Source organism: Nocardia terpenica, assembly GCF_013186535.1.
GTDB lineage: Bacteria > Actinomycetota > Actinomycetes > Mycobacteriales > Mycobacteriaceae > Nocardia > Nocardia terpenica.
In genome coordinates, this window is sequence record NZ_JABMCZ010000001.1 from 1,398,183 (window position 1) to 1,417,762 (window position 19,580).

Annotated in this window: 27 protein-coding genes; 22 read left to right on the plus strand and 5 right to left on the minus strand. The window is 65.0% G+C overall.

Annotated features, from left to right (window positions below; genetic code table 11):
* Positions 1 to 23 precede the first annotated feature (23 nt).
* The 21 genes from HPY32_RS06575 (at position 24) to HPY32_RS06675 (ending at position 14,570) form a co-directional block, all read left to right on the plus strand.
* Positions 24 to 914: a phage tail protein gene (locus tag HPY32_RS06575; RefSeq protein WP_197696584.1), complete on the plus strand. Its 891-nt coding sequence runs from the start codon at positions 24 to 26 to the stop codon at positions 912 to 914.
* A complete protein-coding gene (locus tag HPY32_RS06580; RefSeq protein ID WP_067592545.1) occupies positions 911 to 2,554 on the plus strand; it encodes a Gp37-like protein in 1,644 nt (547 codons plus the stop codon). The genes HPY32_RS06575 and HPY32_RS06580 overlap by 4 nt, the downstream gene beginning before the upstream one ends.
* Before the next feature lie 28 nt (positions 2,555 to 2,582).
* A complete protein-coding gene (locus tag HPY32_RS06585; protein WP_067592542.1) occupies positions 2,583 to 3,023 on the plus strand; it encodes a phage gene 29 protein family protein in 441 nt (146 codons plus the stop codon).
* Between the two features lie 159 nt (positions 3,024 to 3,182).
* Positions 3,183 to 4,514 carry a peptidoglycan DD-metalloendopeptidase family protein gene (locus HPY32_RS06590; RefSeq protein ID WP_067592539.1) on the plus strand — a complete coding sequence of 444 codons (1,332 nt, stop codon included), beginning with the start codon at positions 3,183 to 3,185 and terminating at the stop codon, positions 4,512 to 4,514.
* Positions 4,515 to 4,537: 23 nt separating this feature from the next.
* Entirely contained in the window at positions 4,538 to 4,747 is a 210-nt protein-coding gene (locus tag HPY32_RS06595) for a holin (protein WP_067592536.1), read from the plus strand.
* A 3-nt stretch (positions 4,748 to 4,750) separates the two neighbouring features.
* Entirely contained in the window at positions 4,751 to 5,164 is a 414-nt protein-coding gene (locus tag HPY32_RS06600; protein ID WP_156674639.1) for a hypothetical protein, read from the plus strand.
* A complete protein-coding gene (locus HPY32_RS06605) occupies positions 5,161 to 5,997 on the plus strand; it encodes a hypothetical protein (protein WP_067592530.1) in 837 nt (278 codons plus the stop codon). Before HPY32_RS06600 ends, HPY32_RS06605 begins: the two co-directional genes overlap by 4 nt.
* A 3-nt stretch (positions 5,998 to 6,000) precedes the next feature.
* Complete coding sequence (locus HPY32_RS06610) at positions 6,001 to 6,384, plus strand: hypothetical protein (RefSeq protein ID WP_067592527.1); 384 nt, start codon at positions 6,001 to 6,003, stop codon at positions 6,382 to 6,384.
* On the plus strand, positions 6,377 to 6,694 hold the full coding sequence (locus HPY32_RS06615) for an LtfC-like domain-containing protein (RefSeq protein WP_067592525.1): 318 nt from the start codon (positions 6,377 to 6,379) through the stop codon (positions 6,692 to 6,694). Before HPY32_RS06610 ends, HPY32_RS06615 begins: the two co-directional genes overlap by 8 nt.
* A 6-nt stretch (positions 6,695 to 6,700) precedes the next feature.
* Positions 6,701 to 8,479 (plus strand): phage upper tail fiber protein, encoded by a 1,779-nt coding sequence (locus tag HPY32_RS44430; protein ID WP_156674638.1) that lies wholly within the window; start codon positions 6,701 to 6,703, stop codon positions 8,477 to 8,479.
* On the plus strand, positions 8,479 to 9,021 hold the full coding sequence (locus tag HPY32_RS06625) for a hypothetical protein (RefSeq protein WP_156674637.1): 543 nt from the start codon (positions 8,479 to 8,481) through the stop codon (positions 9,019 to 9,021). Before HPY32_RS44430 ends, HPY32_RS06625 begins: the two co-directional genes overlap by 1 nt.
* A 37-nt stretch (positions 9,022 to 9,058) precedes the next feature.
* On the plus strand, positions 9,059 to 9,757 hold the full coding sequence (locus HPY32_RS06630) for a hypothetical protein (protein ID WP_156674636.1): 699 nt from the start codon (positions 9,059 to 9,061) through the stop codon (positions 9,755 to 9,757).
* A 137-nt stretch (positions 9,758 to 9,894) separates the two neighbouring features.
* Positions 9,895 to 10,614, plus strand: a complete 720-nt coding sequence (thyX, locus tag HPY32_RS06635; protein ID WP_171982729.1) for an FAD-dependent thymidylate synthase — start codon at positions 9,895 to 9,897, stop codon at positions 10,612 to 10,614.
* A gap of 36 nt (positions 10,615 to 10,650) precedes the next feature.
* Complete coding sequence (locus HPY32_RS06640) at positions 10,651 to 11,154, plus strand: hypothetical protein (protein WP_067592515.1); 504 nt, start codon at positions 10,651 to 10,653, stop codon at positions 11,152 to 11,154.
* A 98-nt stretch (positions 11,155 to 11,252) separates the two neighbouring features.
* Positions 11,253 to 11,399 (plus strand): hypothetical protein, encoded by a 147-nt coding sequence (locus HPY32_RS06645; RefSeq protein ID WP_156674634.1) that lies wholly within the window; start codon positions 11,253 to 11,255, stop codon positions 11,397 to 11,399.
* A gap of 35 nt (positions 11,400 to 11,434) precedes the next feature.
* The gene (locus HPY32_RS06650) at positions 11,435 to 11,857 is read left to right on the plus strand and encodes a hypothetical protein (protein ID WP_067592508.1); all 423 of its coding nucleotides are present in this window, start codon (positions 11,435 to 11,437) and stop codon (positions 11,855 to 11,857) included.
* Positions 11,858 to 11,928: 71 nt separating this feature from the next.
* Positions 11,929 to 12,828 (plus strand): SPFH domain-containing protein, encoded by a 900-nt coding sequence (locus HPY32_RS06655; protein ID WP_067592505.1) that lies wholly within the window; start codon positions 11,929 to 11,931, stop codon positions 12,826 to 12,828.
* On the plus strand, positions 12,825 to 12,983 hold the full coding sequence (locus HPY32_RS06660; RefSeq protein WP_156674633.1) for a hypothetical protein: 159 nt from the start codon (positions 12,825 to 12,827) through the stop codon (positions 12,981 to 12,983). Before HPY32_RS06655 ends, HPY32_RS06660 begins: the two co-directional genes overlap by 4 nt.
* Position 12,984: 1 nt before the next feature.
* Positions 12,985 to 13,317, plus strand: coding sequence for a hypothetical protein (locus tag HPY32_RS06665; protein ID WP_067592502.1), 333 nt, complete (start codon positions 12,985 to 12,987; stop codon positions 13,315 to 13,317).
* Positions 13,304 to 14,005 (plus strand): hypothetical protein, encoded by a 702-nt coding sequence (locus tag HPY32_RS06670; RefSeq protein ID WP_067592498.1) that lies wholly within the window; start codon positions 13,304 to 13,306, stop codon positions 14,003 to 14,005. The genes HPY32_RS06665 and HPY32_RS06670 overlap by 14 nt, the downstream gene beginning before the upstream one ends.
* A 40-nt stretch (positions 14,006 to 14,045) precedes the next feature.
* A complete protein-coding gene (locus tag HPY32_RS06675) occupies positions 14,046 to 14,570 on the plus strand; it encodes a hypothetical protein (protein ID WP_067592497.1) in 525 nt (174 codons plus the stop codon).
* Between the two features lie 35 nt (positions 14,571 to 14,605).
* On the opposite strand, the gene HPY32_RS06680 is transcribed toward HPY32_RS06675, so the two are convergent.
* From HPY32_RS06680 to HPY32_RS06695, 5 genes are all read right to left on the minus strand, one after another.
* Complete coding sequence (locus HPY32_RS06680) at positions 14,606 to 14,947, minus strand: XRE family transcriptional regulator (RefSeq protein ID WP_067592488.1); 342 nt, start codon at positions 14,945 to 14,947, stop codon at positions 14,606 to 14,608.
* Between the two features lie 337 nt (positions 14,948 to 15,284).
* Entirely contained in the window at positions 15,285 to 15,842 is a 558-nt protein-coding gene (locus HPY32_RS06685) for a DUF2637 domain-containing protein (RefSeq protein ID WP_067592486.1), read from the minus strand.
* 193 nt (positions 15,843 to 16,035) lie between these two features.
* Entirely contained in the window at positions 16,036 to 17,361 is a 1,326-nt protein-coding gene (locus HPY32_RS06690) for a site-specific integrase (RefSeq protein ID WP_067592484.1), read from the minus strand.
* Between the two features lie 313 nt (positions 17,362 to 17,674).
* Positions 17,675 to 17,854 (minus strand): hypothetical protein, encoded by a 180-nt coding sequence (locus HPY32_RS43800; RefSeq protein ID WP_067592482.1) that lies wholly within the window; start codon positions 17,852 to 17,854, stop codon positions 17,675 to 17,677.
* Between the two features lie 77 nt (positions 17,855 to 17,931).
* On the minus strand, positions 17,932 to 18,903 hold the full coding sequence (locus HPY32_RS06695) for an MFS transporter (RefSeq protein ID WP_197696583.1): 972 nt from the start codon (positions 18,901 to 18,903) through the stop codon (positions 17,932 to 17,934).
* A 100-nt stretch (positions 18,904 to 19,003) separates the two neighbouring features.
* Here HPY32_RS06695 and HPY32_RS06700 point away from each other — a divergent pair, with 100 nt between their 5' ends.
* Positions 19,004 to 19,522: an ArsR/SmtB family transcription factor gene (locus HPY32_RS06700; protein ID WP_082871660.1), complete on the plus strand. Its 519-nt coding sequence runs from the start codon at positions 19,004 to 19,006 to the stop codon at positions 19,520 to 19,522.
* The last annotated feature ends 58 nt before the right edge of the window (positions 19,523 to 19,580 follow it).

Below are 19,580 nucleotides of genomic sequence, written 5' to 3' on the forward strand. Positions count from 1 at the left end.
AACTGAATAGGCGGCAACCCGCTGTGGAAGACAACCGAACGCTGGTCGAGGTGGAAGGCTGCATGGGCAGCTGGTTCACCTTGTCCGGCCCCGGCATGGGCGAGCAGGGCGTGATCCTGGGTACCGACGTCGACGGTATCTGGGATGCCCCGGTCAAAACCATCTGGACCGAACACGCCCATCAGATCGGCGGCAGCTACGCCGGGCACCGATACCTCAAGCGCGACATCGTGTTCGGCGTCTGGATCGACGACATCGACACCGGCTCGTGGCAGATCAACGACTCGGAATGGCGCAAGAACTGGGCCTACGATCGCGACTCCAAACTGTGGATCACCACCCCTGACTCCGGCCGGCGCTACCTGAACGTGCGGCTGCTCGAACAGCCGAGCTTCAAGCCGGAGAAGGACCCGAACCTGATCCGCTCGGGCAAGGTCGTGATGACCGTCTGCGCCGGCGATCCCTGGTGGTACGAGGAACAGCCCTACACCGACACCTGGGTGCTGGCCTCGGGTACATCGGGGTCCGGGTTCGTCACCATCGACAACCCCACCGATCAGCCGGTGTGGCTGGAGTGGATCCTCCAAGGCGGCGCCCGCTGGACCATCCCGGACTACTCGTTCGGAGACAACAGCTTTGGACGCGCCGAGGCCGACGCCGCCCGGCGGATCAGGATGCCCAAGCAGAAGCCGGGTCAGACGTTCTGGATCAACACCGATCCGTTCGAGGACATGTTGCGCGATCCGGCCGGGTCGCAGGTGTGGTCGCTGATGAACGGCGTGACCTACAACTACGCGATCCCGCCCTACACCAAGGCAATTCAGTTGCCGGTGTCGGTGGAGGAAGCCAGCCCGGGTGCGTCGGTGCAGGTGCGGGTCAAGCGCAACTGGTCGCGCCCGTGGGGCCTGGAATGAGCGCGCCCGCATTCGATTTCGAACTCGAGTACGCGAATTTCGTTGCGCAGAAACAGGACGAGCGCCGCCGCCGTCTCGCGCCGCCGCTGGTGCGGCTGTGGGACGGCGACTACAACCTGCGCGGCAAGGTGACTCGGATCCTGTCTGCGGCCATCACCGAGGTCAACAACGACACGGGCATGGCACACCTCGAGCTACCCATGGACTACTGGCTGGCCGAGTGGGTCGTCAACGTCGACGGCCGCGACACCTCCAACATCCACCTGACCGTCGACAAAGACGGAATCCGCTGGTCAGGGCGCATGGAATCGTTCTCGGTCCGGGTGGCTGACGACGGCACACGGTCACTGGCGATGGCCTTCAAGCACGACTACGAAGAGCTCAAACACATCGTCTGCTACCCAAACCCGTTCTTGCCCCCCGAATTTCAGTTCCCGCGCTGGTTCTTCCTGTTCGGTCCCTCCCGCTGGGCTCTGAAACTTCTTCTCTTCTTTAATATTTGGCGCTTGCAAACGCGGGCCTGGACGTTCCTGCCCGACGATCCGCTCGACCCAGCTACCTATGGGCACTTCGATCAGTCGCAGTGGACCATGGTCGTCAAACCCGACCCGATCGGCCTGGACACCTCGATGCCGGCGCTGGTGATCGCGCGCATGAAGACCGTGCACGACGCCAGCAAGAAGATCGTCGCCGACGCCCAGCTGACCTGGACGTTCCGCCGATACCTGCCCGGTGATCCACCGCCGTGGCCGGGCGCGGTGCTGCGTCCGGGCTGCTTGGTGATCGACCTCGAAGACAAGAGCTCCGCCTACAAGTCGACGTCGTTCTTCGGTGACCTGTTCGGCGGCCTGATCCACGGCGTGCTCGGTATCGACAAGGACGGCCTGGACAAGGGCATCGACATCGTCGCCGACCCGAATATCCCGCCGGAGTACTACGACCCCGAATGGCGCGGCACCCTCGCCCAAGCCCCCTGGGTCATCTACCGAGACTCCCCGCACACCGGAATCCAGACCGCGGACTTCACATTTCGGCCCGCCACCGACGTCGGCGTCATCGCGGGCGGCCACAGCGCCCCGGGCGTGAACGAGGTCATCGGAGCGGCGATCCAGACCGTAGGTGACCTGATTGCTGCTGCGGTCGTAATCCCGCCGGTTGGTGGGGCTTTGGACCGGCTGCTGGCGCCGCTGTACACGGACGTGCTGGCCGCGTTCGGCAAGTGGCGATTCCAAAGCCGCGCAAGGAAATTAGGCTACCACTTCTACCATGAAAAGTTTCAGGAAGGAGCTGATCGCGCCTACAGTCTCGGCTGGTTGCTGGCAATGCGCTCGGGGCAGTGGAGCACCCGCGAAACCACCAGCCACGAGCTGGTCGTCGCCGACGGCGCTCCCTTCCTCATCGGCGCTCCCGGCTACGGTCACTTCTACCTGGGCGACCGCATCGGCTCCACGATCCGCGGTATGCCCCCCGGTAGAGTGTTCGTCGACCGGGTATCGCAGATCGAATTGGCTTGGGACCGCGAGCGGGCACCCAGCTGGAAGATCACCATCGGTCAGCGCGAGATCCAAGACCCCGCTGTCAAGGCGTGGGAGCAGCTGCGCGAAATCATCTCCCTCATCCAGGATCTCGGCGTGCTGTGATGAAAACTGAATTAAGGAATCAACTTTCGTGTACTCGACCTTCGACACCGTCGACTTCAACGACCCCGAGCAGCACTTCGCCGCGGCCCTGATCAACGTGCCCGGCCTCGGTCCCGGCGGCGTCGGTATCCCGCCGGCCTGGGCGGCGATCATCTCCAAGCATCTCGTCGAGATCGGCTACGTGTGGGCGCCATGGCTGGCACGGTTGGCTGACGCCAACGGCAAGATCGACATCAACGATCTGCCCAAGCAGACCAAGAAGCTGCAACGGCCCATGCGTGGACCGGTCAATGTGTGGAACCCCGCCACCCAGTGGGTACCTATGGACACCCCCGATCCAGAGCTGATCGTGCTTCCCAGCCCGGACGCCATGACCGTGCAGGAACGCTCGGCCATGCTCGATCTGTTCAAGGCCGGCGGCTACCTACCCGAGCCAGAAGAGCCCACCAACTTCGCCGAAGAGCTGTAAGGCCCGCAGGCGGAGATCAAACATCTACCGTGGCCGAGCAGGGCGGGTGACAATCAGGACTACCGGCGTTGGGGGCGCGGGTTTCCTGATTCGACACGCGTCGCGCAGATGCGCGCGGCTGCGTCTGCCCTGGTGGGAGTTTCCTCGTTGGTTCGCTGCATGCCCCTCAAGCAGGGGACCTACTCGATCGCGTCCGGATTCGGGCCACGCTGGGGCACCAGCCATCTCGGCCTGGACTTCGCCGCGAATGACGGCACTCCGTTCTACGCCGCCCAATCCGGCACCGTCGCCTACATTGGCGCCGCGTCCGGGTTCGGCCAGTGGATCGTGATCGACCACCCAGCCGAATCCGGGGGCGGTACCACGGTCTACGGCCACATGTGGGACGCCGGCGCGACCGGGCTGAGCCGCGGTGACCGGGTCGAAGCAGGGCAGCTGATCGGCTACGTCGGCTCCAACGGCCAATCCACCGGCCCCCACTTGCATTTCGAGGTGCATCCCACCGTATGGGCGGCCGGCTCCCAGATCGACCCGCAGCCGTGGCTCTTGGGTGCCACCGAGCCCGGCAGCCCGGAGCCAGAACAACCCCAGGTTGGAGATCGCGTGCAGACACATTTCGGCATCGACATCGCGTCCTATCAGCGCGGCCTCGACATGGCCCGAGTGAAGGCCGAGGGTTTCGCCTACGTCATCGCCAAGGCGACCGAGGGCAGCGACTACGTCAACCCCGAATACGTCGCTCAGCGCGATGGAGCACGGGCCAACGGCCTGCTGTTCGCGGCCTATCACTATGTCCGCGAAGGCATCTCGGCGCGTGAGCAGGTCGACAACTACGCCGCTACCGAGCCGGACCGCGCCATTCCGGTGATGCTCGACGTCGAAGTCGGCTCCGGGGGAGTCGAACTCACCCGCGCGGTGGTCGACGAGTTCACCGCCCGCGGCTACCGCGTGATCCTGATTTACCTGCCGCGCTGGTTCTGGCACGGCCACATCGGGCGCCCGGACCTGTCCGGTCTGCCGCCGCTGATGTCCTCGCACTACGTCGACGGCACCGGCTACGCCAGTGAGCTCTACCCCGGCGAGGACCACCCCGGCTGGAGCGGCTACGGCGGCAACGTCGTAGCGGTCTACCAGTTCTCCGAAAAGGGGCAGGTCGCCGGATACGTACTCGACGTCAATGCGTTCCGTGGCACCCGCGCGGGACTAGAAGCGCTATTCAGCACACAGGAGGATGACTTGCCTTACTCCCCAGAAGCACTCAAGGCCCTGATCTACGAATGCCTGGCCACCTACGTCGGCCCCGTCGTCAACGACGTCAAGGACGTTCGTGAACAGCTGTGTGGCGCAGGCCAGCGCGACGCCGGACAGTACGGTGGCTGGCCGCAGCTGGGCAACAAGACCGTGGTTGACAAGCTCGCCGAGCTGTCCCCGCCCGAGTGCGCGCGTACCTGCGCGGTCACCGAGTGCCCCAATCGGGTTCCGACCAACTGAAACACCAGTAAGGACAACTGAATATGGCTGATGTATTTACCCGTGACGGTCTGCTCGACGTCGGCAAGCGGGCGGTGAAGACGTTCGCGCAGTCGCTGGCCGGTTCGCTGGTGGTGTTCACCGGCGTGCTCGACGCCGATTGGACTGCCAGCGTCAGCGCCGCCGGCCTGGCCGCGCTGATCTCGCTGCTGACCAACGTCGCTGGCGACCAGCTGGCGGACAAGGTTCGGTAACTGATGCCGGTAGACGGTCACCCCTGGGTGGTGTGGGCGTCGGTCGCCGTTGCGGTCCTCACGATCGCGGCGGCGGCCGTGCCGAAGGTCCGCGAGATCCTGCGCCCGGTCATCGAATTCGTGGCCGGGGCGCGGGTGCGGCGCATTCAACGCCAGGCCCGCATCGAGGCCGCTGCCGCCATCCTCAACGATCAACGTGTCGAGCTGCTATCGCTCCAGCTCTCCGGCGTCGCCGCACAACTCGACAGCGTGCTGGCCCAGGCCCGCGAAGACGCCGCCCGCTATCAATCCCAGATCGCAGAGCTACGCACCGAGCTTGCCGACACCAAGGCCGAACTCACTGCCAGCCGCGTCGAGATCGCCGAATTGCGTTCCGCGCTCGCCGAATACGCCGAGAAGCGAGGGATCACCCCGTGAGCTTCCCTATCGGCAATCCGCCCGACGGTGCATTCCGGTTCGGCACCAAATACGGCTTCGACATCGACAAAGACAAAGCCACCGCGTTCATGACCGGCGGTGTGAAGAAGTCCTACGCCGACGCACGCAGCGCCATGAAGCAGAACGTCGACGACCCGCTGTCGGACAAGCCCTCACTGTCGCAAGTGCCGATCAACTCGCCCATGTGGCAGTCACTAGGTGTCAACGAAGACACCACCTTCCCGCGCTCCCAACTCACCTTCGGTGCTGCATCGTCGACCTCCACCGGCGGCGGAAATAGCGGCAGCCACTCCCACTCGCTACGACAGGTCCCCGACTACCAGCCCGCCGGTCACGGATTCAACAGCCTCGAAATCGGATACATACAGGCGCAACGGGATCGGACCTACAAGGAAGTCGGGTTCATCACCGGCGGCTCGATCACCGCGTTCGGCATCAACGGCTTCTACATCGGCGTCTATTCGGTCGACACAAAAACCGGGAATCTGACACTGCTCAATCCCATCTCGGCCGCAGTAGACATGCGCGGAAGCTTCGGCGCCACCAACACCGAGTACCGATTCAACCTGGGCACCGCGATCACCGCCAAGCAGGGCGACGTGTTCGCGGTCGCCACGTTGCAGCTCACCGGCATCGGGCAGACATGTTCATCCTTCCTGTGCATCACGATGAACAAGATCAACCCCGCAGCTGGTCAAGCGTTCCCGCGCGCCCAGTACTGCTACTGCGGCGGCGGCATGGCGGCCTCGATCGAGGAGAAGGCGCTCAACTACAACGAATCGACGAAAGTCCCCTTCTACGTACTGCGATAGGCCATGACCGACAAGCTCAAGCACATCAAGGAATTCTTCGTCGCCAACGCGCTCGACGGATTCGGTTCGCGCCGCTACATCGGATTCCACGACCTCGAATCGGCGCGCAAGTACATCCACAACTACGCCGTACCCGGCCTGTATGCGGCGATCAAGTCCGACGACCCCGACTATGACCCCCAGGGCGCACCCACCGAGGCCGCGACCAACGCCGCCACCATCGCCTTCACCCGCCACATCGGCCGCGATATGGAGGCGCTCGAACGCATCGACAAATACGGCGACCTCTATCTGATGATGTGCACCCCCGGCCAAACCGGCTGCTTCATGGACGAGCTGCACGACGCGCTCACTGCCGATGACCCCGACTGGAGGACCCGTGGCTGACAAGTGGGAAATCGGTCTCGGCGTACCGAAACTCGTCGTACACATCAAGAAATACTCCGGGCTCGTATGGCAATTCCGGTGGGCCGCAGGCAATTACCCTCCCGGCTGCGAGCTGTACCTGCTTGTCGGCTCCGGTGCCTCACCCGTGCGGTGGCCGTTCACCATTCAGGAAGACCTCGCCACGCTGACCGTGAAACAGGCTGTGGCCGCGGCGATCCCGGACCGCTCCCCGGTCTATCTGATGTTCAAAGCCAACGCTGCCGCCGAACCTGACAACCTGGCGGCCGGGCAGGTCAAGGCGTGGAAGTGAAACCCAATGACTGACGTCATCATCGGCGTACCGCCGAACATCCCAACTCTTGGCGCCGCACCGACCCTGCCCACCGGGGGCGTGCTGGTCCCTGTCGCCGGCCGCGACGGTCACGGCATCGACCTCAACGGCGTCAAGAACCTCTACACCGAGCTACCCACCGGCCTCGGCCCCGACGACAACGGCCGCTGCTACCTCGTGCTGGAAGACAATCTGGTCTACTTCTGGAACGGAGCAGCCTGGCCCGCCAAAGGCAAAGGCTCACCGCTACGCGGCGACAAGGGAGACCCCGGTCGCGGTATCGACGCAATTGCGGCCACCTCAACCGGATTGCGGTTCAACATGTCGACCGCACCCACCGCCGTCGACGTGCCGGTCCCGGCACTGACCGTCGCCACCGACGCCGCAGCGACCGCCACCCGCAAGGCCGACGAATCGCTGATCAACGCCGGGGTTGCCGCCAACGCCGCCGCAGCGTCCGACACCTCCGCCAAGGCCGCCGACGCTTCGGCGAAGTCCGCAAGCACCGCATCGGCCACCGCCGTGACCGCACGCGACCAGGCTGCATCGTCAGCAACTGCGGCAGCCAGCTCGGCGCGCAACGCCGCTGACTCCGCCAATGCCGCAGCAGGCTCAGCCAGCGCCGCCGATGCCTCCCGCGCCGCCGCACGCACTGCCGCCGACGACGCGACCGCATCGGCGAACTCCGCAAGCGCCGCGCGCTCGGAAGCACAAGCCGCACGTGACACCACCCGCGCGGATGCCAGCGCCGCCGCGGACTCCAAGACCAAAGCAGGCGACCACGCCGCCACCGCGAAGTACTGGGCAGAGCACGCCAGCGAAACCGTCGGATCCGGAATCCCGAACGCCGACAAGACAATCAAGGGCGGCATCATGCTTCCCGGGGCCAACCCAGGCGAGTTGGGCGGCACCTTCGAACATCCCGTGGTGGTCGGCTGGAATACCAAGGCCGATGTCGCCGCGCTGGACAGCAAGTACGTAAAGCCTTCCGCTGGCATCCCGAAAGCCCATCTCGACACCGCGGTGCAGGCCGGCCTGGAGCGGGCCGCGACCGCCTATCAGAAGCCAGGTGCGGGCATCCCACGTACGGAACTGGATTCGGCTGTGCAGTCCTCATTGGCCCGCGCGGACTCCGCGGTGCAGGTCGACGGCACCGGCAAGCTGCCCGAGGCGCTCATCCCCGCGGTGGCTATGACCGACTTCCTCGGAGCCGTCGCGAACCAGGCCGCAATGCTGGCGCTGTCTGGGCAGCGTGGCGATTGGTGCACCCGCACGGACAAAGGCACCGACTGGCAGTTGATCGCCGAACCGGCCAGTCAGCTCACCAGCTGGCGAGAGCGCACCTATCCGGCCTCGCCAGTGTCGAGCGTCAACGGCCGGACCGGCGCCGTGACGACCGGCTCCGCCGACATCGTCGACGCCACCAATATCGGTCGTGCGGTGCTGACCGCCGCAACTGCCGCCTCTGCTCGTTCCACCCTCGGCGCTGGCACATCGAGCCTCACCCTGGGGACCACCTCCGCCACCGCCGCTGCGGGCGACGACCCACGCCTCTCCGATCAACGAGTACCGACCGACGGCAGCGTCACCAACGCCAAGATCGCCCCTGGTGCAGCCATCGCGCTGTCCAAGCTCGCCCCGGGGTACCTGTCCGGGCAAGACGCTGCGGGGCCAAGAACACTATCGCTGTGGGTGGGCACCGAGGCCCAGTTCAACGCAATCCCTACCAAGGACACCAACACCATCTACCTACGGACTGCCTGATGCCGACGAGCCTCGCGGCGGTCGAGATCGCCAAAATTGCAGTTGGCAACAACGATATTCAGACAGTAAGCCTCGGAGCTACACAGCTGTGGACCGCAGTCCAGTTCGTCCCAGCCGGAGCGGTCCTCGGCTCCAGCGCATCCTCGGGTACGTCATACGCGCCGGTTCAGGGCTGGAAGGCGGACACGAAATACCCCGGCTCCGCGGTGGCGACCAACAAACTCGTCATCCCGGCTGCCGGCAAGGGCGTCACCATCACGGCGTCGATCGTGTGGGGCCCAGCGAGTTCGTACACCTTCGACATCACCATGCGGCTAACCCTCGACGGCAAGACCATCGCCACAGGTTCCAAGTTCACCGTCCCCACCTTCGGCAGCGCTACCGCATCGGTCACCGCCACCGACGTCGACGTCAAAACGGGCAGCTTGATAGGCGTTGAAGCGCAGGGTAATTCGATGTTCAACTCCGGCCCCGCCGCGGCGGCGAGCCCTAACTCCTACGTACGCGCGTTCTTACCCGAAGGTACGAAGCGGCGCACCTGACCGAGACCCGAACTCCTCAACCTCAAGGATCGACGCGATGCCCGTCTCCACGGAATCTTCGGCCATCACCAAGGTTTCCATCGGATCAGCTGCCATCCAAAAGGTCAGCATCGGCGCAGATCTGCTGTGGTCGTCTGCAACCGAAATCCGCGACGACTTCAACCGCGCAAGCTTGGGCGGCAACTGGACTGCCAAGGCGTTCGGGACCAGTGGCAGCCCAATCCTGGCTTCAAACCGTCTGCGTGCCGGCGCGCCACCCGGAGGCATAAGCAATGCGTCTGAGCAGGTCGTCGTCTATACCGCCACCGCGGTAAGCACTGACGACCACTTCGTCCGCGCCACGCTCGCTGGAGCCCCCACCGATATCGCGGCCGGCCTGGTGGTCCGAGCCAACACAACGCTGCGAGAACTCGTCATTGCCAAGATCTGCACGGACGCGGAGAAGTCGGGCATCTTCACGGTGACCGCGGGCCAACAGAAGCTCCAAAAAGGCGGAGTCACATCGAATTTCAAATCCGGCGATATCGCTGAGTTTCGGGTATCGGGCAACGTCTACCAGCTCATCCGCAACCCAGACTCCTCACCAAAGGTGGTTGTCGCCTGGACCGACATCGAAAACGTCGCCACCCCGTCACCATCGCAGCGATACGGCGGCTTGGTGGTGTCGGCATCGAACAACTGGTCTGACGATCAGCTCTCGCCAGACTTGGACGACTTCAGCTTCAAGGACATCTAGCTTCCCACTCAGCGTTCCATTGATAGACGCCCGGCCATATACGTGGCCGGGCGTCTTCTGCATTGCAACACATAGACACGTCTTCAGGGTGTAAAGCCATCCGTTCCAAGCGTTCCATGGGATATAGGGTTCTGGCCGTGAGTTTGTTCGTGCAGCCCCATGTAGCCCTGATCGCCACCACCAGCCTGTGGCTCCCGGATACCCCGGACTACAGCCTCGGAGAGGACTCCCTCGACGACGGCGAAGAGCTGGCGGTGTTCGCTGGACGCACCTGCTACCAGTCCTGGGAGCGCCCGAACCCCGAGACCGCTACCACCCGCGGATACCTGAAAAATATTCTGCGCCAGAAGCATTGGAGCGTCCTTGAGCACGCAAACGCCACCTTCTATATCACCGGCGTCTCCCGCTCGCTGACCCACGAACTGATCCGCCACCGCCACATCCCGCGTTCGGAACTCTCCCAGCGCTACGTCGACGCCGATGAGATCAACTTCGTCATCCCGCCGCTGTACGAGAACGACCCCGAGGCCATCCACGACCTCGAACAGAGCGCCCGCGCAGCTCTGTCGAAGTACCACAAGTGGGTCGACATCTACCGAGGCCGCGGCGCGAGCCACAAGGAAGCCCGCGAAGCCGCACGCGCCCACCTGCCCGGCAACGCCGAAACCCGCATCGTTGTCACCGGCAACTACCGGGCCTGGATCGACTTCCTCATCCAGCGCGATGCCGACGGTGTCGATAAGGAAATGCGCCGCATCGCCGCATGGATCGGCCGCGAGCTACGCGACCAGGCCCCCAACGTCTTCGGGCCATCCGCCCGCGAAATCTGGCAGCCCAGCAGCACCCAAGCCGCCTGAGCCTCACCACATCCCCGCCACCGAAGGACCATCCGAATGAGTACGCCCACCGCCAAGGAACTCGAAACCGTCATCCGCTGGCTAGAAACCCACGCTGACAACGACCACACCAGCGTGCTGAAGGACTACCTCGCCACGGCCAAAGCTGACCTGTCCCAGGCAACCGCTGAGGAAGGGCGCGAATTCGCTTTCGCCAAAGCCATTTACGAAGCAGCGCCGCACCTGCACGCTCGCCCGTGGGACCTCGGCCTGCCCCGCAAGTGGGCGGACCTGACCGACACCGACCGCCGCAACCATGTGCGCCGCTCTGCGCCGCTCGCCGAAGCGCTCGTGAAGGCTGGCTGGACCAAACCGGCCACCAAGCCGCGCACCTGGGAAAACCTCGCAGACATACCGGCCAACGTCATCGTCGTCGACCAAGAAGGCGACCGCTGGGAGAACCGCAACGGCAAATGGGGCCTGGGCACCGGCGGCAACTGGGGAACCTACGTCTTCGGCCCCACCGAACAGTTCGGTCCCTTCCGCGAATACCTCGGCTAATGCTCGAGTCCCAAAAGCCCAGTGGGCCATGGGAAGTCGAAGAAGACCTCACTTTCGGTGAGATCGCTGCACGGCGTCACCGAGGTTCGGGGCCGCCAGTGACCAACGGCGCCACGGCGGGCGTGTTCGAGGACGAGTACGCCCACATCCGCTCATTCCGGGTGACCGACACAGAGCGCCTGGCCGCCTACTTCGGTCTCAACGTCAAATCCTTCGAAAAGCGCATTCACCGCGCTGCCGCCTGAAACACCCACCCCACCAAACGAACTGGAGCACAACCATGGGCACTTTCCCCTCGCCGTACACAATCCAGACCAAGTCCACGGCCCTGGAACTGCTCGAACAGGCCCGCCAGGCGGGCATGAAGCAGTCCGACGCATGCGTCATCGTCGCCGAGGAATTCGAGAACGGACCAGCCGTATCGACCCTGCACGCCTGGGCTCGCGAAGCCGGAATCTTCAAGTCGCACCGCGGCAAGCGCAAGACCGTCACCGCCTCCACCAAGACCCGCGCCGCCGTCGCGGCGCCGATCGCTTCGGACCCCACCCCGGTGCCGGCGTCGGGCCAGACCATTGCTCACCTCGAGGATGTCGCCGTCCTCATGCAGGTGAACAAGGAGCTCACCGGTGAGCTCGAGGCCAACAAGCGCGAGATCAAGGCCCTGCGCGGCCTGGTCGTGCACTACCTGCGCCCCTCTGCCTGAACCATCGCTCGACCCACGCCGATTATCCGGAACCCTCCGGATAATCGGCCCTGATCCCCGAAAGCGATTACGTGCCTTTCCTCTTCTCCCTCGCGTGCTTCATCGCGGTCGTCGCTACACTCTCAGTGTTCGTGGGTGTGTACCTGCGGGCTACCGGCCAGGGCCTCGCCAACGGCGGCACCCTGACCGCCGCCATCTCCGGCGCCATCGCCGTGCTGCTATTTGCCCTGTCGTCGTTCACGATCGTGTCCACCCGCAACGTCGGCATCACCACGTCGTTCGGCAAGCCCACCGGCACCTTGTCGAACGGCATCCACCCTGTCGCTCCCTGGCAGAAGGTCATCGAACTGTCGGGCACCATCCGAACCGACTCGCAGACAGGCGGATTCGCCGACGGCAAATGCGACGGCGGCACCGCGGTCCGACTTGCCAACAATTCCACAGCCTGTGTGGATAACACGGTCAGGTACCGGATCGTGCAGACCGCAGCCGACGAGCTGTACCGCGACTACCAGTCCGACGAAAACATCAAGAACTCGCTGGTCACCCGCGAACTCAACGCCGTCATCAACGGAGTGTTCGCCAGCTACAACCCGCTCTCGGCCGAGGCCGCCGACGCCCCCAAGCTCGACCAGCTCTCCGGCCAGGTCACCGACAAGCTCAAGGCCAAGATCGGCAAATGGATCGACGTCCAGGGCGTGATCATCAGCCTGGTCCACTTCGACCAGGTCACCCAGGACAAGATCAACGCCTACCAGGCTCAGATCGCCTCCACCCGCATCGCCGAGGAATCCCAGCGCACTGCGGCTGCGCAGGCCCAGGCCAACCGCGTGCTGTCGGACTCGGTCTCGCGCGACCCCAACGTCCTAGTCGCCAAATGCCTGGACCTCGTGTCCTCCGGCAAGGCACTCCCAGCCGGATTCCAGTGCTGGCCCGGCACCGGGCTGGCCAACACCGTACCCGTGCGATGAAAGACGCCACTACACGCGCCGAGTTGGTCGAGGCCGTGAAGAAGATCCAGGCCGGCGACGCCGATGCCGCCCTCGCGATGGCCTGCGCCATCGCCGAGGGGTCGGTGTCGCTCGACGACATCGTGGCCGCCGCCCGCGCCTCGCAGGAGCACTGAGATGCCACTCGTCACCTATCCCGTTGCCGCGGACGGCAACATGCGCGCCTACGTCTCCGCCTGGGACCGCGACATCGAATGGCGCGAGAACACCCCGTTCACCGCCACTCTGAGAGTCTTCGACCTCACCCGCGGCCGGTCGTCGATCAAGTACCTGTTCACCGACGACTCGACCGGTCGCCAGTGGGAGATGTTCGCGACCGACATGCTGGAACTGTTGACCAGCCGGACCATCGACCGAGGTCAGATCCATGGCCGCTGGCAGGTCGTCAAGCGCGGGGCGAACTACGGACTTGCCGCGGTCACTCAACCGGAACCCAATGAGCCTGCCTGACCTGCATCTGCACGCGGAGGGGCTGTTCTCCAAGCACGGGTTCCGCGACGGCGAGTTGATCACCGAATGGCTGTGGAGCATCGAGGAGCTCGGCTACTACATCGACGCGTGGGACCACGTCGATGATCACGCCGTCCTCCGCCAGCTCGTGCGCGACCACCTACTCCCCGCTATCCCAGGCGAGTTCACCGTGTGTGATTACTCCACCCATCACAACCCGATTCGCATCGACACATGGCGCGGCCAACCGTGGGACGACCACACCACGGCCGCACCGCCGACCATCTGGGACATCGCCATCGACGTACCCGCCACCGCGGTGATCTCCGCCTTCAAGCACGCCGCGGGCGGCATCCCGGTCCGGCACGCCCGCGACATCCCAGACCGCGAGTTCCTCGACGCCGTCACCTACGCCATCGACTGGTGCCAAGGCCGCTGGGCTCTGCTCACTGACCTATGCGCCATCCTCGAAATGCGCGGCTACCGAATCGAACGCGGCCCAGGCAACCATGAACAGCCGGACATGCCCAGCAAGCTCGTCCGCGCCAAGGCTCAACGCCTCATCGACCGCGGCTGGCTCGAAGGGTGCACCTGCGGCTGCTACGGCGGATTCGATGTCACCGACGAGGGCTGGGCATTTCTCGACCGCGCCGAACTTCCTCACGGTGCGTACCCGGAGAACGAATGAAGGACAAGCAAATCGACTTTCGGACCGTTAGCGTTCTCGTATGGGCGACGAGGCAACCGCGCTGTGGGACAGAAGTATTCGCCACGCCGAAGGTCTAGTGCAGTGGCTGATTCCGGAGAACCCGGGCTGGTGGAAACGAGCACATGAGCGATCCATCGACGCCGAAACGGTGAGCGAGCTGCTGGCGTATGGGATTTGGCAAGCGACACAGACCTTGGCTGCGGTTCGCTCGATAACCCGTCCCGGCGAATCGGTGACGGTGGATGAGGTCGGGTTCACTCGTGTGTCCGATGAACTGTCCCTCGACCCGCTCACGGACGAACTGCGTTCGATCGCTTTGACTCCTGAGCGTTGGGAAGTGCTCCCGCATCCTACGGCGCTCACCAAAATCCTCGCCCTCGTGACAGACCCCGAGCGCGATCAGGAGTGGAAGGCCCTGGTTCGGGTCACTCAAGGCGTGCTTGTCGGACACGTGGTCCGCAGCGGAATCGGTCCGGAAGAAGCACTGTCGCTGGGTGATCGGCGCAACGTGTGGGAGCAGGGGGCGGCTCCGGATGGCGGTTAGTGGGCGGTTTGCGACTCGCCCGGCCGTGCTGTCGGCTACTCCTCGAGCTGCGCAACCCGCCACTGTCGAAGCTTCTCGGTCTTGCTCGGGTCCGCAGCGAGGGCGAATTCGATCGTCATCCCGACGGCCTGGGCGGCGCGCAGAAGCCACTCGACGCTGTACTTATTCAGGCGACCCATCATTAGATGGGACAGGTTCGTGGTGCCGTTGAGGCCGAGCACGGTGGCCAGTTCGGCGCGGGTGAGGCGCAGTTCGTCTGCCTGGTCGACAATGGCCAGGGCGGCAGTGACGCGCAGATCCGCCAAGCTGTCGTCCCTGTGAAGGCTGAGGTACTCGCGGATCATCGTCCGGGTGCCGTCGGTCTTGTCGAAGATCATGCCTATTCCATCCTCGTGTTCGGTGTGGAGCCTTTCATGTGGATTGCGGTGCGCCGAATCCGATCTGGGCGCGTTTGGTCGACGGCGCTCTCCGTGGATGAGTCCGTTCATGTGTGCTGTGGCATGTCGGCTACCCATGCGGCGGCGGCCGGGGGTCCTGGTCGTGGTGGCGCTGGCGGGAGACGGACTTCTGGGTGGGGTTGCGGCCAGCCGGCAAGGCGGCCAGCTGGCCCTGGGAACCGATGCCGACCGGACGCACAGCCACACCGCGCCGCACCGGGATGGCGCGTACGGCCACCGGTGTGCGCGAAGTGTCTGTGTGCCCGGCCGGGCGCAGTCAAGCGGCGGGGGCGGCCTCGACGGAGTCGATGTGTGCTGCCTCGGTGGTGCCGTCGGGCGCGGTGCGAGTCCAGAACTCCGGTGCCAGGTCCGCAGCCGGCGCGTTCACCGTGTCCATGACCGGCTGTGCGGCTTCTACTGTGGCGACCGTGGACTGCTTCTCCTCGCGCAGCATCAGGGTGAGGTGGACAGCGAGCATCAGGATGACGGGCATGCCGCCATGGAGGACCTGGGCTACCGTGCCCCCGCCGATTTCCTTGGCGTACTGGACGTTCCCAACAATCGACGCGATCGACGCCATGAGGAAGACGCCGATCGAGTACCACCATGCCAGGCTCTTGGTCTTGAAATGGGCGGTCGCGATGATGGCGCCGATCGTTAGACCTTCGAGAGCAATCGGCAGGTTCGACGCGAGATCAGGATCGACCTTGTTGTTCACCGCCAAGCCGCACAATGCGGCGTACGACATCTCGAACGCCTTCCAGGCCACCACGACCGAGATGGCTGCGGAAGCATGGACCGGGCGGATTCGGACGTCGCGGATCTTGGCTAGCATTGACGTGCACCAACCTCTACTTGGTGTTTTGAGAACCCCCGCGGAGTGGCGACTCTGCGGGGGTTCGTGCATTTCAGGTGGTTTCGGCCGGCGGGAGCGGGCCGGGTAGGATTTGCGTTCTCAGGGGGATCTCCCATCTCCCCTGGGGTGGTGACCCCCGCAGCCCGGTGAAAATAGCTGCGGGGGTTTTGCTTTAGGCAGCCATGTCGATCCCGAGGAAGTTGTCCAGATTGCGTAGCGCTGCTGCGGCGACGTTCTGACCGATGTGGGTGTAGATCCTGGTGGTCGCGATGCTGGCGTGCCCGACGATCATCTGGATTACCTCGGCGTCGACGCCTGCCTCATGGAGCAGCGTCACAGTCGTGTGCCGCGTCTCGTGCACCACCAAGTCCTCCGGGAGACCGGCCGCGACCGCGCACTCCTTGAACATCACCCACCCGGCGCGCGGAGGAAGCGGTCGCGCGATCGGGTAGCGCGGATCGGTGAACACCAGGTTGTGCTCGTTATCCACGCGGTTGCGCGTCTTCTGTGCCTGGAGCATCAGGAACGCCGCGAGCTGCGGCGTGACGGGAAGCTTTCGAATCGAAGCGCCGGACTTCGGGCGGGTCAGGTGCAGGCTGTCGCATAGGTGCTTGTGCTCGTAGTCCAGAGGGAAGTCGAAGAAGCCCAACGGGCAGGCCGAGCCCCGCTTGCGGCCACACGGCCAGCTCTTGTCCGCGTGCTGGTTGCCGCATCCGTGACTCTTGGTGTGCGACTGGAGCTGCCAGGTCACATCGATGAATCCGCCTGTGCCGTCCGCGGACTCGGGAAGGAAGACACGATCCCATGTCAGCCCGAGCACCTCGCCCAGACGGACCCCGGTGAAGAGCAGGACGGCCAGCGCGCTGGTGTAGGGGTGCTCATTTTGGTACGCCACGCGCAGCAGGTGCTTGGCCTGGTCGGCGGTCATCGCACGCCGCGACTCTTTGTTCGAGGACGGCGGCTCCGCGTGCTCAGCAACGTTGCGCGCCACCTCATCACGGCGATACGCGGCCCGCAGCGCGGTGTGCACGATGCGGTGAGCTAGTCGGGCCGAGCCGATCCCGTCGTAGCGCCCATTGCTGTCCTCGCGGATCCTCACAATGATCTTGTCGTACATGTCGTTCAGATCGTCGGGGGTGAGGTGACGGAGCTTGATGTGGCCGATGAGCGGCTTCACGTGGGTGTCGATGATCGACTTGTGCCCGCGGTAGGTCTTGGGCGTCAGGTTCCGCTTGGCGATGTTCTCCAGCCAGTGGTCCATCCAGGCGGCGACCGTCTGGGTGCCGGTGACGGCCGGCATGCCTGCGCGGGCGCGTTCGACCATGACACGGAGCTTCTCGAGCGCGTCGTCGTAGGTGGAGCTGTAGGCGTAGAGGCGACGGACGCCGTCGCGGGCGCGGTTCGGGTTCGCCTGCGACGCCTCATAGACGCCCTTCCTCTCGCGCCACTTGCAGCTCGGAGCGCCGTTGGGAACGCGAGCAGTCTTGGTTTTCGCCACGGGAATCCTTCATCAGGTCTTGATGACAGAGACTGGCCGGGAGCGCCCTCCGGGGGCACTGCCGACAACTTTCACTGCCAACAAGTACTGCCGACATCTACTTGCGCGCAACTGCTTGGCATTGCAAGCAAATATGCGTCTGACCTGAGCATATGTCGGAGAGGTATCGCAGGACGGGGGGCTTTACACCCCCCAGCAACTGCCTGTTAATCGGCAGGTTTCTGGTTCGAGTCCAGATGGGGGAGCTCACGTAGGCCCCTGATCAGCGCTTCAGTGTGCATGGTCGGGGGCCGGTTTCGTATCCGGCCTTCCGTTACGTCTCCAGAGAGTCGGAGTGCTGCCGGACTTTGTGGATCGTGGTTGTGCTGGTGCGTGCCAGTAGGGCGGCGGTGGTGAGGGCGAGTAGGCCCGCGGTGATGGTTTGGGTGCGGTAGTTCAGGGCGGCTATCAGGGCCGAACCGGTCAGTAGCGCAAAGCCGTTGGGGGCGAACATGATTGTGTTGGCTGTTGCGGCTACGCGGCCGAGTAGGGGGTTTGGAGTGTTGCGTTGGATGGTGGTTATTGCCGCGATCAGGGGCAGGGGAGGCCGAGGCCGATCAGTAGGGTGCCGCCGAGTGCGGACGGGAGCCATGGGGTTGCTCGGGCGAGGACGCCGAGGCCGAACAGGGTCAGTCCGGTTGTCGCGAAGCGGCGTTCGGAGGTTCGGCGCAGTAATGCACCGGCCGCTAGGCCGCTGACGATCGATCCCGCTCCTTGTATCGGCATCAGCACACCGGCGAAGGTCGGGGAGCGGTGTAGTCCGGTGTCGAGCATTGCGTAGGTGGCGGTGCTGCTGAGGCTGGACAGCGTGATCGCGATGCCTGCGGAGACGACGATTGCTCGCGTCGCCGGTTGCTGCCACAGGTAGCGAAGACCTTCGGTGGTGTCGGTCGTCCATCGTCGGCGGGAGGCGCTGCGGGGGTGCAGTCGCGGGACTCGCAGTAGTCGGAATGCTGCCGCGGCGGCGACGAAGGTGAACGCGTCCAGTAGTGCCACCGCCGGTCCGCCGATCGCGGTGAACAATCCCGCTCCGGCCACGGGCGCAAGCAGTTTCATGCTTTCGATGGCCGTGCGCACCAGACCGTTGAAGTCGCCGCGCAGCTCCGGCGCGATGGCGGTGGCCACGAGTGCGGTCTCGGCGGCATCGGTGACCACCATGCCGATGCCGACCACCAGCAGCGCGACGAACAGCAGCCACACCCGTCCGGGCGAGCGCAGGGCCAGCGGTGTGGTCATGACCGCGGCGAGAGCCAGATTGGTGACGACCAGCAGCCGACGGCGCGGCACCCGATCGGCCAGGATGCCGAGCGCGGGCCCGGCGATGGTCGGCGCCCAGAGACAGAATCCGACGAGCGCGGCGAGGCTGTTGGAACCGGTGAGCGTCTTGACCCAGACTCCGGCGGCCAACATCATCGCCGTATTGCCGAATCCGGAGACGATCACCCCGCCCAGATACAGACCGGCATTGCGGTCTCGCAGGACTTTCAGTGCGCCCCAGCGCATTTGCCCCCCTCGGATCGAGTTCCGTGCCCGACACCCTACCCCCAACCAATTCATTGGGAGTAGGGAATGCGCCGCCCCGCCATGCGCTTTACTGGCTCAGGTGACCGGAACCGATCCCGTGCTGCGCGCCCTGGCCCACCCGCTGCGTCTGCGGATGCTCAACCTGATGTGGCCCGGACCGATGTCGGCCGCCGAGCTGGCCCGCGAACTGGACATCTCACACGCCCTGTCCAGCCAACACCTGCGCCGCTTGGCCGCCGCGGGCCTGGTGGAACTGGCCGAGGAACGCGCCCGCCGCGGCGGCCGGGAACGCCGCTACCGCACGATCCGCGGCACACCCCTGTCCGACCAGCACGAGGGCACCGCCCTGCTCGCCGAAGCGATGGCCCGCACCCTGGCCGACCGCGCCACCCGCCGCACCCCCGACGCCGACGGCGTCACCGTCGACGCCGAACTCTGGGTCGACCCACACACCTGGAACACCGCCCGCCTGCGCTTGGCCGAACTCGCCGCCGACCTCCACACCGCCGCCCGACCCCCGCACACCACCGGCACCATCCCCATCGCCGTCACCATGCTGGCCTTCCCTGTGCAACCGCCCACCCACCGGAACCCCTGAATCCCGCACTGCCCCATCCATATCTCTCCGCCTATGCCCAGGCGATTCGATCGGCCCG

Coding starts and splice junctions, on each gene's coding strand:
- HPY32_RS06580 (WP_067592545.1), top strand. CDS start 911: ATGAGCGCGCCCGCATTCGATTTCGAACTCGAGTACGCGAATTTCGTT.
- HPY32_RS06590 (WP_067592539.1), top strand. CDS start 3,183: ATGCCCCTCAAGCAGGGGACCTACTCGATCGCGTCCGGATTCGGGCCA.
- HPY32_RS06595 (WP_067592536.1), top strand. CDS start 4,538: ATGGCTGATGTATTTACCCGTGACGGTCTGCTCGACGTCGGCAAGCGG.
- HPY32_RS06600 (WP_156674639.1), top strand. CDS start 4,751: ATGCCGGTAGACGGTCACCCCTGGGTGGTGTGGGCGTCGGTCGCCGTT.
- HPY32_RS06610 (WP_067592527.1), top strand. CDS start 6,001: ATGACCGACAAGCTCAAGCACATCAAGGAATTCTTCGTCGCCAACGCG.
- HPY32_RS44430 (WP_156674638.1), top strand. CDS start 6,701: ATGACTGACGTCATCATCGGCGTACCGCCGAACATCCCAACTCTTGGC.
- HPY32_RS06625 (WP_156674637.1), top strand. CDS start 8,479: ATGCCGACGAGCCTCGCGGCGGTCGAGATCGCCAAAATTGCAGTTGGC.
- HPY32_RS06630 (WP_156674636.1), top strand. CDS start 9,059: ATGCCCGTCTCCACGGAATCTTCGGCCATCACCAAGGTTTCCATCGGA.
- HPY32_RS06640 (WP_067592515.1), top strand. CDS start 10,651: ATGAGTACGCCCACCGCCAAGGAACTCGAAACCGTCATCCGCTGGCTA.
- HPY32_RS06650 (WP_067592508.1), top strand. CDS start 11,435: ATGGGCACTTTCCCCTCGCCGTACACAATCCAGACCAAGTCCACGGCC.
- HPY32_RS06660 (WP_156674633.1), top strand. CDS start 12,825: ATGAAAGACGCCACTACACGCGCCGAGTTGGTCGAGGCCGTGAAGAAG.
- HPY32_RS06665 (WP_067592502.1), top strand. CDS start 12,985: ATGCCACTCGTCACCTATCCCGTTGCCGCGGACGGCAACATGCGCGCC.
- HPY32_RS06670 (WP_067592498.1), top strand. CDS start 13,304: ATGAGCCTGCCTGACCTGCATCTGCACGCGGAGGGGCTGTTCTCCAAG.
- HPY32_RS06675 (WP_067592497.1), top strand. CDS start 14,046: ATGGGCGACGAGGCAACCGCGCTGTGGGACAGAAGTATTCGCCACGCC.
- HPY32_RS06680 (WP_067592488.1), bottom strand. CDS start 14,947: ATGATCTTCGACAAGACCGACGGCACCCGGACGATGATCCGCGAGTAC.
- HPY32_RS06685 (WP_067592486.1), bottom strand. CDS start 15,842: ATGCTAGCCAAGATCCGCGACGTCCGAATCCGCCCGGTCCATGCTTCC.
- HPY32_RS43800 (WP_067592482.1), bottom strand. CDS start 17,854: ATGTTCGCCCCCAACGGCTTTGCGCTACTGACCGGTTCGGCCCTGATA.
- HPY32_RS06695 (WP_197696583.1), bottom strand. CDS start 18,903: ATGCGCTGGGGCGCACTGAAAGTCCTGCGAGACCGCAATGCCGGTCTG.